The sequence below is a fragment of the Micromonospora sp. bgisy143 genome (assembly GCF_057708145.1).
The window spans coordinates 150414-163635 of sequence record NZ_JBYIRN010000008.1 but is presented as its reverse complement, the minus strand read 5'-3'; the positions used below and the strand labels follow the sequence as shown (position 1 = coordinate 163635).

The 13222-nt window shown below is 70.8% G+C and carries 10 protein-coding genes and 2 tRNA genes; 7 read left to right on the top strand and 5 right to left on the bottom strand.

Annotated features, from left to right (window positions below; translation table 11 throughout):
• Positions 1-101: 101 nt before the first annotated feature.
• The 5 genes from gyrA to AC3EN4_RS13010 all read left to right on the top strand — a co-directional run bounded on the left by gyrA (position 102) and on the right by AC3EN4_RS13010 (position 5303).
• Entirely contained in the window at positions 102-3884 is a 3783-nt protein-coding gene (gene gyrA / locus AC3EN4_RS13030) for an intein-containing DNA gyrase subunit A (RefSeq protein WP_435206164.1), read from the top strand.
• A 4-nt stretch (positions 3885-3888) separates the two neighbouring features.
• On the top strand, positions 3889-4794 hold the full coding sequence (locus AC3EN4_RS13025) for a DUF3566 domain-containing protein (protein ID WP_422737563.1): 906 nt from the start codon (positions 3889-3891) through the stop codon (positions 4792-4794).
• 151 nt (positions 4795-4945) lie between these two features.
• Positions 4946-5019 (top strand) — tRNA-Ile (locus tag AC3EN4_RS13020).
• Positions 5020-5061: 42 nt separating this feature from the next.
• Entirely contained in the window at positions 5062-5190 is a 129-nt protein-coding gene (locus AC3EN4_RS13015; RefSeq protein WP_007453934.1) for a DLW-39 family protein, read from the top strand.
• A gap of 37 nt (positions 5191-5227) precedes the next feature.
• A tRNA-Ala gene (locus tag AC3EN4_RS13010) sits at positions 5228-5303 on the top strand.
• A 55-nt stretch (positions 5304-5358) separates the two neighbouring features.
• Here AC3EN4_RS13010 and AC3EN4_RS13005 read toward each other — a convergent pair.
• Both AC3EN4_RS13005 and AC3EN4_RS13000 read right to left on the bottom strand, forming a co-directional pair.
• Positions 5359-5697, bottom strand: a complete 339-nt coding sequence (locus AC3EN4_RS13005; RefSeq protein ID WP_435206163.1) for a DUF7668 domain-containing protein — start codon at positions 5695-5697, stop codon at positions 5359-5361.
• Between the two features lie 158 nt (positions 5698-5855).
• On the bottom strand, positions 5856-6569 hold the full coding sequence (locus tag AC3EN4_RS13000) for an LPXTG cell wall anchor domain-containing protein (protein ID WP_435206162.1): 714 nt from the start codon (positions 6567-6569) through the stop codon (positions 5856-5858).
• 105 nt (positions 6570-6674) lie between these two features.
• Here AC3EN4_RS13000 and AC3EN4_RS12995 point away from each other — a divergent pair, with 105 nt between their 5' ends.
• Together AC3EN4_RS12995 and AC3EN4_RS12990 are read left to right on the top strand one after the other, a co-directional pair.
• A complete protein-coding gene (locus AC3EN4_RS12995; protein WP_435206161.1) occupies positions 6675-7001 on the top strand; it encodes a zinc finger domain-containing protein in 327 nt (108 codons plus the stop codon).
• Between the two features lie 41 nt (positions 7002-7042).
• Positions 7043-7351, top strand: a complete 309-nt coding sequence (locus tag AC3EN4_RS12990; protein ID WP_435206160.1) for a hypothetical protein — start codon at positions 7043-7045, stop codon at positions 7349-7351.
• A gap of 8 nt (positions 7352-7359) precedes the next feature.
• Here the strand turns inward: AC3EN4_RS12990 and AC3EN4_RS12985 are convergent, their stop codons facing one another.
• From AC3EN4_RS12985 to AC3EN4_RS12975, 3 genes are read right to left on the bottom strand one after another with little or no spacing between them, the layout of a single operon-like run.
• Positions 7360-7803, bottom strand: a complete 444-nt coding sequence (locus tag AC3EN4_RS12985) for a hypothetical protein (protein WP_435206159.1) — start codon at positions 7801-7803, stop codon at positions 7360-7362.
• 39 nt (positions 7804-7842) lie between these two features.
• A complete protein-coding gene (locus AC3EN4_RS12980) occupies positions 7843-8658 on the bottom strand; it encodes an MBL fold metallo-hydrolase (protein WP_435206158.1) in 816 nt (271 codons plus the stop codon).
• 31 nt (positions 8659-8689) lie between these two features.
• Positions 8690-13138, bottom strand: a complete 4449-nt coding sequence (locus tag AC3EN4_RS12975; protein WP_435206157.1) for a cation-translocating P-type ATPase — start codon at positions 13136-13138, stop codon at positions 8690-8692.
• Positions 13139-13222 lie beyond the last annotated feature (84 nt).

Below are 13222 nucleotides of genomic sequence, written 5' to 3'. Positions count from 1 at the left end.
CCGGCCGGCCCGCCGGTCCACAGAGTTATCCACAGCTTGGCGGCTATCCACAGCCGTTATCCACAGCACGAAAACGACTCTGAGTCTGATAAGGGTATACAGTGACCGATTCTCCCGAGTCCACACCGAACGAGCCTGAGGTACCTGCCGAGGCCATCGCCGCGGTGGTCGCGCACGACCGGATCGAACCGGTCGGGCTCGAGGTGGAGATGCAGCGCTCCTACCTCGACTACGCGATGAGCGTCATCGTCGGGCGCGCGCTGCCGGACGTCCGGGACGGGCTCAAGCCGGTCCACCGCAAGATCCTCTACGCCATGTTCGACTCCGGCTACCGCCCGGACCGCGGCTACGTGAAGTGCTCCCGCGTCGTCGGCGACGTGATGGGCCAGTTCCACCCGCATGGCGACTCGCCGATCTACGACGCGCTGGTCCGGATGGCGCAGCCCTGGTCGCTGCGCTACCCACTGGTCGACGGCAACGGCAACTTCGGCTCGCCCGGTAACGATCCGGCCGCCGCCATGAGATATTGTCTGATCGGAAATGTCCGGATTCGCACCGCCGAGGGCAGCGTGCGGATCGCGGACGTGGTGGCGGACGCCGCGCCGTCCAGCGAGACCGACATCGACCTCAAGGTCCGCGACCGCAACGGCGACCTGGTCCGCGCCAGCAAGTTCTTCCACTCCGGCGAGCACCCGACGCTGCGGCTGCGCACCCGCGAGGGGTACGAGCTGACCGGCACCCACAACCACCCGGTGCTGTGCCTGGTGGACCTGGCCGGCGTGCCGACCCTGCTGTGGAAGCTGCTCGCCGAGATCGCCCCCGGTGACCGGGTCGTTCTCCAGCGCAGCGTGCCGGACGAGATCGGCTACCCGATGCTGGAGCATGTCGAGGCTGCAGTCCTCGCCGGCGCCTTCGTCAGCGAGGGCTGGGTCTCTCCGAACCGGGCCGGGTTCAACAACGTCGACCGGGAGTTCTTCATCCGCGTCCTCGCGGCCTACGACCTCGCCGTCGGCGGACCCCGCTACGTCAGCGAGCGGGCCATCGCTTCGGGCAGCACCCTGCACGAACTCGACGTGCAGGATCTCACCGCGCTGCGTGCGAGCTTCCTCGGCGAGCTGGTGGGCGCGCGCAGCGCCGCGAAGTTCGTTCCCGAGTTCGTCTGGCAGGGGCCGGCCGCGGTCAAGCGGGCGTTCCTTCAGGCGCTGTTCGAGGGCGACGGCTCGTCGTCGCTGCTGCCGCGCAACACCATCCAGATCTCGTACTCGACGCGCAGCGAGCGGCTGGCGACCGAGGTCCAGCAGTTGCTGCTGGAGTTCGGTGTGGTCAGCCGGCAGACCCGGTACGACGACGGCGAGATCAAGGTCGTGGTGACCAACCGCCGGGACGCCCGGATCTTCGCCGCGCACGTCGGTTTCCTCGGCCGTAAGCAGGCCAAGCTGGAGGCCGAGCTGGCCCAGGTGCCGGCGAGCAGCACCGCGCTCTCCAGCGACCATGTGCCGCTGGTCGGCGACTTCATCCGCGAGCACGGCGCGACGCGTTGGACCGAGCGGGACTGGCTGCGCCGGCACAACGTGGACCGCATCGAGCGGTGGGAGCGGGACCGGGCCGAGATCGCGGCCCGGATCACCAACTCCGAGGTGCTCGACGTGGTCGAGCCGTTGGTCGACGGGCGTTTCTACTACGCCGAGGTGGCGCAGATCACGGACGCCGGCGTGCAGCCGGTCTACAGCGTCCGGGTGGACACCGACGACCACTCGTTCGTCTCGGACGGGTTCGTCAGCCACAACACCGAGTGCAAGCTCGACCCGCTGGCCATGGAGATGATGCGGGATATCGACGAGGACACCGTCGATATGCAGGACAACTACGACGGCCGGGCCAAGGAGCCCACGATCCTGCCGTCGCGGATCCCGAACCTGCTGGTCAACGGCTCCGAGGGCATCGCGGTCGGCATGGCCACCAAGATCCCGCCGCACAACCTGCGGGAGATCGGCGCGGCCGTGCAGTGGTGCCTGGAGCACCCGGAGGAGGACGAGGCGACGACCCTCGAAGCCCTGCTCGGCATCGTCAAGGGTCCGGACTTCCCGACGTACGGCTTGATCGTCGGCACGAGCGCGATCCAGGACGCCTACCGCACGGGTCGCGGTTCCATCCGGATGCGGGCCGTGGTGGAGGTCGAGGAGGACAAGCGGGGTCGGCCCTGCCTGGTCGTCAGCGAGCTGCCCTACCAGGTGAACCCGGACAATCTCGCCGAGCGGATCGCCGAGCTGATCAAGGAGGGCAAGCTCGCCGGGATCGCCGACATCCGCGACGAGTCCTCCGGTCGTACCGGTATGCGGCTCGTGCTTGTGCTCAAGCGCGACGCGGTCGCCAAGGTGGTGTTGAACAACCTCTACAAGCACACGCAGCTTCAGGAGACGTTCGGCGCCAACATGCTGGCGCTCGTGGACGGGGTGCCGCGCACGCTCAACCTGGCGCAGTTCATCCGGTACTACGTCGAGCACCAGATCGACGTGATCCGCCGGCGGACGGCGTTCCGGCTGCGCAAGGCCGAGGAGCGGGCGCACATCCTGCGCGGTCTGTCCAAGGCGCTGGACGCGCTGGACGAGGTGATCGCGCTGATCCGGCGGTCGCCGACGGTGGACGACGCCCGGCAGGGCCTGATCCGGCTGCTGGAGATCGACGAGATCCAGGCGACCGCGATCCTGGACATGCAGTTGCGTCGCCTCGCCGCCCTTGAGCGGCAGCGGATCCTCGACGACCTGGCCAAGCTCGAGATCGAGATCGCCGACCTGAAGGACATCCTCGCGAAGCCGGAGCGGCAGCGGAGGATCGTCTCGGAGGAGCTTGGCGAGATCATCGCGAAGTGGGGCGACGATCGGCGTACGCAGATCGTCCCGTTCGACGGCGAGGTCTCGATGGAGGACCTCATCGCCCGGGAGGACGTGGTCGTCACGATCACCCGGACCGGGTACGCCAAGCGGACCAAGGTCGACCTGTACCGCTCGCAGCGGCGCGGCGGTAAGGGCGTCAGTGGCGCCACGCTGCGGCAGGACGACATCGTCAGCCACTTCTTCGTGTGCTCGACCCACGACTGGATCCTGTTCTTCACGAACAAGGGCCGGGTGTACCGGGCCAAGGCGTACGAGTTGCCGGAAGCCAGTAGGGTAGCCAAGGGCCAACACGTGGCCAATCTGCTCGCCTTCCAACCGGATGAGCAGATCGCGCAGATCATCGAAATCCCGGACTACCAGGTAGCGCCCTATCTGGTACTGGCCACGAAGAACGGCCTGGTGAAGAAGACGCGGCTCGAGGAGTTCGACTCCAACCGTTCCGGCGGCATCATCGCGATCAACCTGCGCGATGAGGACGAGCTGGTCGGTGCTGCTCTGGTGGCACCGGAGAACGACCTGCTGCTGGTCTCGAAGAAGGCGCAGGCGATCCGGTTCAACGCCTCGGACGAGGCGCTGCGGCCGATGGGTCGGGCCACCTCGGGCGTGATCGGCATGCGCTTCACGGACGACGACGTCCTGCTCGCCATGGAGGTCGTTCGGGAGGGTCTGGACGTCCTGGTGGCCACGAACGGGGGATACGCGAAACGTACCCCGATCGAGGAATACCCGGTGCAGGGCCGGGGAGGTAAGGGCGTGCTGACTGCGAAGATCACCGAGCGGCGCGGTGGTCTGGTCGGTGCGGTGGTGATCGACCCGGACGACGAGTTGTTCGCGATCACCAGCAACGGTGGTGTCATCCGGACTCCGGTGAAGCCTGTACGCCGTACGCGTGACCGGAACACAATGGGGGTCAAGCTGATGGACCTCCCGGACGGCGTGACTATCGTGGCGATTGCTCGCAATGCCGACGAGCCTGACGAACAGGACTAGTTGAATGACGGAGACACAGGCGAAGTCGGGGAACACGGGGACCTCGGCCAACCCGGTCGACGAGGAGGCCGCCAAGGGCGGCACACCAGCGACCGGCCGCGCGGCCGTGGGCCGGGCCACGGTTCCCGCCGACGCGCCTGCCCCGAAATTCACCCGGGCTCCCGGCATGACACCCCCGCCGGAGCAGCCCGGCGAGGACGCGGGATCGGGTGACGCCAAGGCCGAGAAGTCGGCCGGCGAGACGTCGACCTCCACTGCGGCGGCCCCCACCGCGGCCGCCCCGAACCCGGCGCGTCCGACCACCACGCAGCCGATCAGCACCCGGCCCGGTCAGGCGACATCGACCGGTGCCACCGGCACACAGCCCCGGATCACACCGGGCATGACCCCGCCGGATTCGGGGCGTACGACCCCCGGTGGTCGCCCCGCGAGCGGTGGCGGTCTGCCGCCGGGGATCGGCAACCCGTCCGCCGTCGGGGCTGCCCGCGTCGGTGAGGCGGTCCGTGCCGCGCGTACGTCGGTCAGCTCGGCGGCGTCCCGCGGGCCACGCCGGGCCAGGCTGAACCTCAAGCGGATCGACCCCTGGTCCGTGATGAAGTTCGCGTTCGCGGTGTCGGTGGTGCTGTTCATCGTCGTGGTGGTCGCCACGTCGGTGCTGTACCTGGCGTTGGACGCGATGGGCGTGTTCCAGAGCGTGAACGACAGCCTCAGCGACCTGGTGAACGCCGGCGGTGGGCAGAGCACCAGCGGGTTCCAGATCACCGCCAAGGGCGTGATCCTCAGCTCGGCACTGATCGGCCTGGTCAACGTGGTGCTGTTCACCGCGCTGGCCACGCTGGGGGCGTTCGTCTACAACGTCTGCGCCGACCTGGTCGGCGGGATCGAGCTGACGCTCGCCGAGCGGGACTGAGTGTGCACGGGGCGTCGGGGCACTGCGGAATGCGGTCGCCCCGACGTCTCGTACTCGGGTAGATTTTGCGGGCGTCGACGGCCCGGCCCGCCGGTCGGACCCCGATTTGGGGCCGGCGTAGCGGATGGGTTAATCTTGCTCGTCGCAACGCGGGGCTATAGCTCAGTCGGTTAGAGCGCAGAGCTGATAACTCTGAGGTCGCTGGTTCGATTCCAGCTAGCCCCACCGCACATCGTCCGACGGTCGTCGAGCACGAGGGGTTGCACCATGTTCAAGAAGCTGCTGATCCTGGCCGGCGTCGTCGGTGTGGCTGCCGTCGTCTTCAACAAGGTCAAGGCCGCCAACGACGAGCGTGCCCTCTGGCACGAGGCGACCACCGCGCCCGACCTGCGCTGACGTCACCGCTGGCGGCGATCCGGTCGCCGTCATTCACGGGGCCCTAGCTCAACTGGCAGAGCACTGCCTTTGCAAGGCAGGGGTTAGGGGTTCGAGTCCCCTGGGCTCCACCACTTTTCCCGGTTGGCCTCGGTTCCGAGCAGAGCCAAGCGATCACGCCGTTCCCGCTCAGAGAACGTGCAGGTCATCGATGGTCAGCTTGATTGCGCCGGCCTCTTCCCAGACCGTCACCTGCAGGGTCATGTCGCTTCGTCCCTCCTCCAGGGACCAGAGGGCGACGTCGACCTTCCAGGCGTCATGGTCAGCGAGGAAGAACGTGTGGACGTGCCGCCATGCCTCGGGCGGTAGCGGAATGAACGTCGCGGGGTATTCACGCGCCCAGAGGCCCACGTCGCTGTCCGGTTGCGCGTGGTCGCGGGCCAGACCGTCGAAGTCGCCGGCGGCGATCCGGTCGACCACCTGCTCGATGATCGGTCTGAACTGGGCAGGAAGATCCGCAGCAGTCACCGGTGGATCATGACAAGCGGGGTGCCGGTTGTACAGGGCCCCGGACACGCCCGGCGCGCGATGCTGACGGCTTCAGATCAGGCATCAGCGCTGGTCACGCCGTTCAACGCGACGCGCCCGGCCCGACGGGTGTCGGACCGGGCGCGTCAGGAAAGCAGCTACGCCACGAAGCGGGCGCGGCGTCGGCGTGCGATGACGAAGTTCGCGCCGCCGACGAGGAGAAGCGCACCGCCGATTCCGGCCACGGTCGCGGTGTCGGCGCCGGTGACGGGGAGTCCGCCGCCGCCGGCGACCGGGCTGGTGGAGGTGGCCGCGGTCGGCGCGACGGTCGACGAGGCGCTGGGGGTGGGCTGCGTCGTCGGCGACGCCGTCGGCGTCGGGGTGGGCTGCGACGCGCAGTCGAGTGCGCGCGCCGCGTACAGGCCCTCGTTCAGGTAGGCCAGGTAGCCGTCGACGGATGCCTCGTCGAGCGTCTTCTGCGTGGCCTCCTTCACCTTGGGGCCAGCGGCGGTCAGCGTCCGGACCACCGAGATTCGCAGGTCAACAGCCCAGACCTTCTGGGCGTCGGTCTTGAGCCAGGCGCGCAGGTCATCCGAGGTGCCGTTTAGCCGCTCCTGGATGACGTCGGGCAGGGTCGGCAGGCCCTCGGTGTTCGCGTAGTGCAGGATCTGGGCCGTCAGCACCCGGAGCTGCGTGGTGGTGGCGGTGTCCAGGTCGATGGTGAACAGCTCGCGGATGTCCTTGAACGACTTGCGCTCGACTGTCTGGCAGTTCTGGTCGAGCCCGGGCGACGCGCTCTGTGCCATTGCCGGCGCCGCCGGAACCATGAAGGCCAGCGCTATCGCGACTCCGGCCGGAATCTTCCATCGCATGTGGATAGTCCTCCCCGTTGTAGATCAAAGCCTGGGGATCCTACCGCCGACGGGCGTACCGCATGAGCCCGCGTTTACCGGCACGGGACGCGGGGATCCACGCTCGTGCGCATCGACGTGAACGAACCAGATTCGGCGGAGAAGTTCTGGGAGGGGATGCGGGAGGTGGCCGCTGCCGCCACGCGGCACCAGGATGACGACCTGTTCAAGGCACTTATCAAGATCGGCAGATCCGCGCTGGCCCAGGGCGTGGAACTCGTGTCATCCTGCGGGTTCTTCCTCTCCTGCCCGGTGTGCAGCGCCGCGTCGGGGCAACGCTGCATCAATTCGCCTGGTCATCCACTTGGTGACGACAGGCTGCACCCGGAGCGCGTCGAGTTGGCCGGCAGGGCGATCCGGGGTGAGGTGCCGATCCCCGGGCCGCTCCGGTAATGACGTGTCGGATCGTGGGTCGCCCTTGTCATGATGCGTGCATGGACGAACTGTCGGCCCCGGTGACCGTGCAGCTCTACTGTCGGGTCGAGGTGGTCGTCACCGACCCCGCGGCGGTCACCGGTCGCGCGATCGCCGACCTGCGGGCGGCCGACATCGACTGGTCCGCAGAGGACGACGATCTCGAGACGGCCGTCGAGGACCTACGGTCGGACCTCGTCACCTCGTTGGCGGCCGTGGTGGACATCGGTCGGCTCGGCGACGGCGTACCGGGGGTGGAGTTCCGGGGTGGTCTGTGCTGGGCCGAGCAGGGTCCGGCCCGGGACCCGTTCCGCCCCGACCGACACTGACGGAAGCGTCACCGACGGTTCAATCGTTGCAGGCGCGGGCCGGCCCAGAGCCACAGCAGTGACACCGTCAGTCCGACGGCCCCCATGGCGACGATGACCCACCGGGGCAGTTCGGTGTTGACCGGCTCCGGCAGGCAGCGGTCCGGGCTGTAGTCGATGGTGAGCTGCTGGTGCAGGGGCGGTAGCCGCCGGTCCGGGAACGACCGTTCGTAGATGCCGCAGGTGGTGGGCCCGTCGACCGCGTCGACACGTAACAGCACGTAGGGGCCGTCGGAGGTCCGGGCCGGTTCCACCGCGACCACCGTCGCCGGCGTCAGGACGCCGAAGGGCGGGGGTGGCTCGCGGTCGTCGGTGACACCCAGCAGTATCAGCAGGCCGCAGGGGAGCAGCAGCGCCAGCGGAAGGGATGGCCAGACCTTCGGACGGGTCCCGTTGGCCAGGAACGACGGCATGGCGCTGAGGTTAGTCAGCGGGATCAATGACGACGGAGGTCACGGAACGAGCGTCGCCGTCTCGCCCCGCGCGACGGTGCGTACCTGCCTGACCCAGCCCCGACGGCGAGCCTCGTCGACGAAGTGCGCCAGTGGTGAGCGGAAGACCGGGTAGTCGTCGTAGTGGATCGGCACGGTCAGCTTCGGACAGACCGTCTCCACCAGGTCGGCACCCTGCCGGGCGTCCATGGTGAGCAGGATTCCGGCGACCTTCGTGCCACCGAGATGGATCAGCATGGCGTCGATGTCCGGGTAGCGTTCCGCGATCGGGGCGAGCAGCGGCCGGTTGAGCGTGTCGCCGGTGACGTACAGCCGGAACTCGCGCCGCCCGGCGCGTTCCACGTCGATCATTGTGCCCATCACGTCGGGCAGCAGCCGGTCCAGGACGCCCGGGCCGTGCTTGCCGGGCATCGAGGTCAGGCGCACCGTCGTACCGTCGCGGTGCAGCTCCCGGGACGACCAGGTCGGCAGGCCGTCGGCGGCCCGGAACCCCCAGCGTCGCAGCTTGCGTTCGGCGGCGGGCGTGGTGACGATCGGCAGCTCGCGGTCGAGTTCCCGGCGGGCCACCCGGTCGAAGTGGTCGCCGTGCAGGTGGGACAGGACCACGGCGTCCAGGTGGGGAAGCTGGGCGATCCGCAGCGCCGGGTCCGTACGGCGGCGGGACCACAAGCCCTTGCCGAGGTACGCCCGTTGACCCCGGTGCAGGAAGTTCGGGTCGGTCAGCAGGGTGAACCCGCCGATCCGTAACACCGTCGTCGCGGTGCCGATGAACGTCACCCGCGGATCGTCGACCATCATGCCCACCTCCTCGGACATTCCCGTACCCCCGACGGTGGCGTCCAAGCGGTCAGTCGTCGTCGGTGGGCTGGGCGAGGTCGGGTCGGGCCGCCGGGAGACGCGCCACCAGTCGGGTGAGCGCGCCGTTGGCGACGGTGGCGCCGAGCGCCGATCCGGCGCTGATGGTCCAGCCCACCGGGCCGAGCGGCGTGCAACCGAAGAATTGACTGACCCCCGGCGTCTGGACCACGACGGCCAACGCCCCCAGCGACGCGGCCGTGGACGCCAGCACGGCCGGGCTGGTGCCTCCGGCCAGGATCGTCTGGCCGAGTTGGGTGCCGACGAGCGAGACGAGGGCCACCGTGCCGGCCCGGCGCTGGCTGCCGGTGTACCGGGCCAACGTCCAGCCGACCGTCGCGCCCAGCGTGGTGGACGCCGCGCGCAGGCCGATCTCCCTGCTCAGGGTCTCCCCGAGCGACGCGTCCGGGCCCTCGCGGAGCAGCCCGTCGGTGCGGTCCGAGGCGGGCGGGCGGACCGCGATGGCCAGCGCCGGCGCCAGGTCGGTGAGCAGGTTGACCAGCAGCAGTTGCCGGCCGGTGAGGGCGGAACGACCGGTCGCCGCGGCGCTGAGCACGCTGAACGCGATCTCGCCGAGGTTGCCGCCGACGAGGATGCTCAGCGCGTGCCGGACCGACGACCACATGGCGCGACCCTCGACCAGGGTGGCGATGATGGTCTCCAACCGGTCGTCGGTGACCACCAGGTCGGCGGCCGCCCGGGCCGCCGGCGTGCCGCGTTGGCCGAGGGCGATGCCGACGTCGGCGAGTCGGATCGCCGGGGCGTCGTTGGCGCCGTCGCCGGTCATCGCCACGGTCCGCCCGCACTTCTGCAACGCCTGGATGATCCGTACCTTGTGCGTCGGAGTGCAGCGGGCCACCACGTCGGTGCTGGCGAGTCGTTCGGCGAGGGCCTCGTCGTCAAGTTGGTCGAGTTCGGTGGCGGTGACCACCCGCTGCTCGTCGTGCTCGCTGATGGTGGCCGCGATCGCCTCGGCGGTGGCCGGGTGGTCACCCGTGATCATGATGGTGTGCACGCCCGCCTGCCGGATGCGGCGTACCGCCGGGGCGGCGCTCTCCCGCACCCCGTCGGCGAGTGCCAGGAACCCCACGAAGGTCAGCCCCCGGACGTCGGCGTCGGTGATCTGCGCGGCGTCCACCTGGCACTCGGCGACGGCGAGGATCCGGTGCCCCGCTCCCGCCCGGTCCGCCAGCACGCGTTGGAGTTCCGCCCGACCGGCATCGTCCAACGGCTCCCGTCGACCGTCGGTACGCCGGTTCGCGCAGCGCGGCAACACCGTCTCGGGGGCGCCCTTGACGCTCAACAACAGGCGATTCTCGGTCTCGCCGACGCTGGCGTGGTAGCCCCGGGACGGCTCGAACGGCAGCCCACCGACCGCCCGCCAGCCGGGCGCGCCGGTCTGCTCCACCACCTGGGCCGTGGCGGCGCCCCGCCGGACCGCCCGGTCGGTCTGCAACGCCAACTCCTCCGGATCGGCCGCCGCCGGGGTGGCCCGCAGCGCGGTGGCGAGGGTCGACCGCAGACGGTCGTCGAGCCGGTCCACCGACGCGTACCGGTCACCGACACCATCGCCGACCCCCGCGAGCAGCAACTTGCCCTCGGTGAGGGTGCCGGTCTTGTCGAAGCAGAGCACGTCCACCCGACCCAGCGCCTCGATGGTGCGCGGGTTGCGGACCAACGCGCCGTGCTCGGCCAGGCGCCGGGCCGCCGCCAGTTGCGCGGCGCTGACCAGGAACGGCAGCCCTTCCGGCACCGACGCGACGGCCAGGTTCGCGGCGGTCGCGGCCGTTTGCGCCAGGGGTACGCCCCGGAGCAGCCCCGCCCCGGCCACCGCGATCGCCGAGCCGGCGGCCAACGGGATGGCAGCGCTGGTCAACGAACCGAGTCGCACCTCCACCCCGCTGGTCGGGGGCGCCTGACGGACCAGCGCCAGACTGCGGCCGGACTCGGTGTCGGCACCGGTCGCCACCACGACGGCGGTGCCGTGGCCGGCGGCGACGGTGGTGCCCTCGTACAGCATCGAGTGCCGGTCGGCGATGGCCGCGGCGACCACCGCCCGGTTGCTCTTGGCGACCGGCAGCGACTCGCCGGTCAGCGACGACTCGTCCGCCTCCAAGCCCACCGATTCGAGCACCCGGCAGTCGGCCGGCACAGCGTCGCCCGGTTCGAGAGCGATGACGTCGCCGAGCACCAGGTCCTCGGCGGCGACGACCTGCTCCGTGCCGTCCCGGCGGACCCGGGCGGTCACCGCCGAACGCGACAGCAGCTCCGCCAGCGAACGTTCGGTGTTGCGTTCGTGTACCGCCCCGACCAGTGCCGACCCGCCGACGACGCTGCCGACCAGCGCGGCGTCGACGAGCGAACCGAACGACGCGGACAACACCGCCCCGGCCGCCAGTACGGGGGTGAGCGGGTTGGACAGCTCGTCCAGGAACGCCCGCAGCAGTCCGCCACCGGTCGGCGTGCCGCCGCCCGTTCCGTGGCCGTCGTGCCGGCGTTCCGCCTCCGCGCTGGTCAACCCGTCCGGTGTGGTGTTCAGGCGGTCCAGCACGGTCCGTACCGGCATCAGGTGCCAGGCCGTCGCCACCGGTGCCGGCGTGTCCGACCGGTCGGGTAGCCGGTGGGCCCGCCAGACCCCGTTCGCGAACGCCAGTCCGGCCGCGCCGTTGACCGCCACGAGCGCCCGGTGTGGGAGCTGGGTCGGCGGCGCGGTGAACGCGCCCAGCGCACCGAGCCCGCTGCCCGCCATGGCGAGCCGAATGTTCTGCTGGGTCATCCGCCGGGCCGCACCGGTCGCCTCGATCATCAGGGCCACCACCCGCAGGTCGGTGCCGACCAGCAGGTGCGCACCCCACGGCGGCAGCTCCTCGGGAGCCGACATCCCCAGGCCGCAGTCGGACGCGCCGAGCGCTGCCCGGTCGCCGGAGACCAGCATCACCACCGCGCCCTCGCGCTGGAGCGTGCGTACCGAGTCGGCCAGCTGGTTCCCGCCGGGCAGCAGCGCGTCGGCGAAGTCGTACCGGTGCTCGTCGCCTCCGGCCACGACCAGCCTCAGTCCGGCGTGCCGCGCGGCGGCGGGTAGACCGTCGACTCCGGGTGCGGGCTCCGGTTCGACCCGCAGCAGCGCCGCCAGCCGTCCCCCGTTGGTCAGCCCGAGCAGCTGCCCGCCCGCCGTACGCAGCCGTTCGCCGTCGGGTACGTCGCCGGGCGAGGCGCCGTCGGGCAACTGGTCGAGGGGTGCGAGTCGCCAACCGTCGGACTCCCGTGCGGCGGTCGGGTCGGCGGGGTCGAACAGCTCGAACGCCCGCTCCGCCACCTCGTCGACGTCGGTGTCGGCCGCCGGGGCCAGATCGGCGAGTACGCCCCGCTCCGAGCCGAGCACTTCCGCGTCCAGCACCAGCGTGTCGATCCGGTCCAGCTCGCGCAGCACACTGCGGTCCATGGCGATCACCCCGCGCCGGGCGAGGACCCGGCCGAGCTGCGCCGCGTACCCCTCCCGGCCGCTGCCCGGGGCCTTGGGCAGCGCGGACAGCCCCAGCGCGGCGGCCCGCTTGGGTCCGGCGAACGGCGTCGCCGCCGCTGCCGCCGCCGCGCCCGCGGCCAACGCCCGGTTGATGTAGCGCTCGACCGGGCCGTCGGGCTTCGGGCAGGGGCGTTCGACCGCCGGCCAGCGGGCGGTGGCGCGTTCCGGGTCACCGGTCAGCCGCGGCTCGGCCTTCTCCCAGGCGGTGAGCTGGGCTCGCGCCTCGCCCCACTGCACCATCCGTTGGGCGCCGTCGAGGACTATCCCGGTCCACCTACCGGTCAGACCCTGCACGACCGCCTCAGCCAGCGGGAAGATGACGTCGGCGCGGGGGTCGGAGCGCAGCCGTCTGCCGACGAAGGCGTGCAGCTTCGGTTGCAGGTCCGCGGCGGCCAGCAGGCCGGCGACCTCGCCCGGCAACGGCGTGAACGGCAGGATGCGGGTGGCCGCCGAGATGGTCAGGCCCAGCGCGTCCGAGGCGAGCGCGCCGAGGGTGCGGGGCGTACGCGGTCCCTCCTCGGGCGGGTGCGGGGGTGGGATCTCCGGGTCCGGTTCGTGGTCACAGGTCCGCTCGACCCGTCCGATCGCGGCGATGAGGTCGCGCAGCCTCGGCTCGGGGGCCTGCACGGCCACCACGACCCGACCCGACGGCGCGTTCACCCGGGCCCAGGCGACTCCGGGCAGTCGTTCCAACGCCGCCTCGACCTGCCGGGCCAGCCGGTCGCCACCGTCCTGGCAGACGCCGTGTACCTCGATGTGGTGGCGGCCGGGGCGTGACCAGACCCGGCGTCGGCTCAGGCCCGCCGTCCGGGCCAACCGGGTCGCGGCCGACCCGACGGTCCGGAACGCCTCACCGACCAGGTGCGGTACGCCGATGGACGGCAGGAGGCGGCCGGCGGCGCGACCCGCCGCCGTCATCGAGGCGTACGGCCGGACGGACGCCGACCCGACTCCCCGTTGCCGCTTCTCGTGCCGTCGGTCATCTCGTCCTCCCGCCGCCCT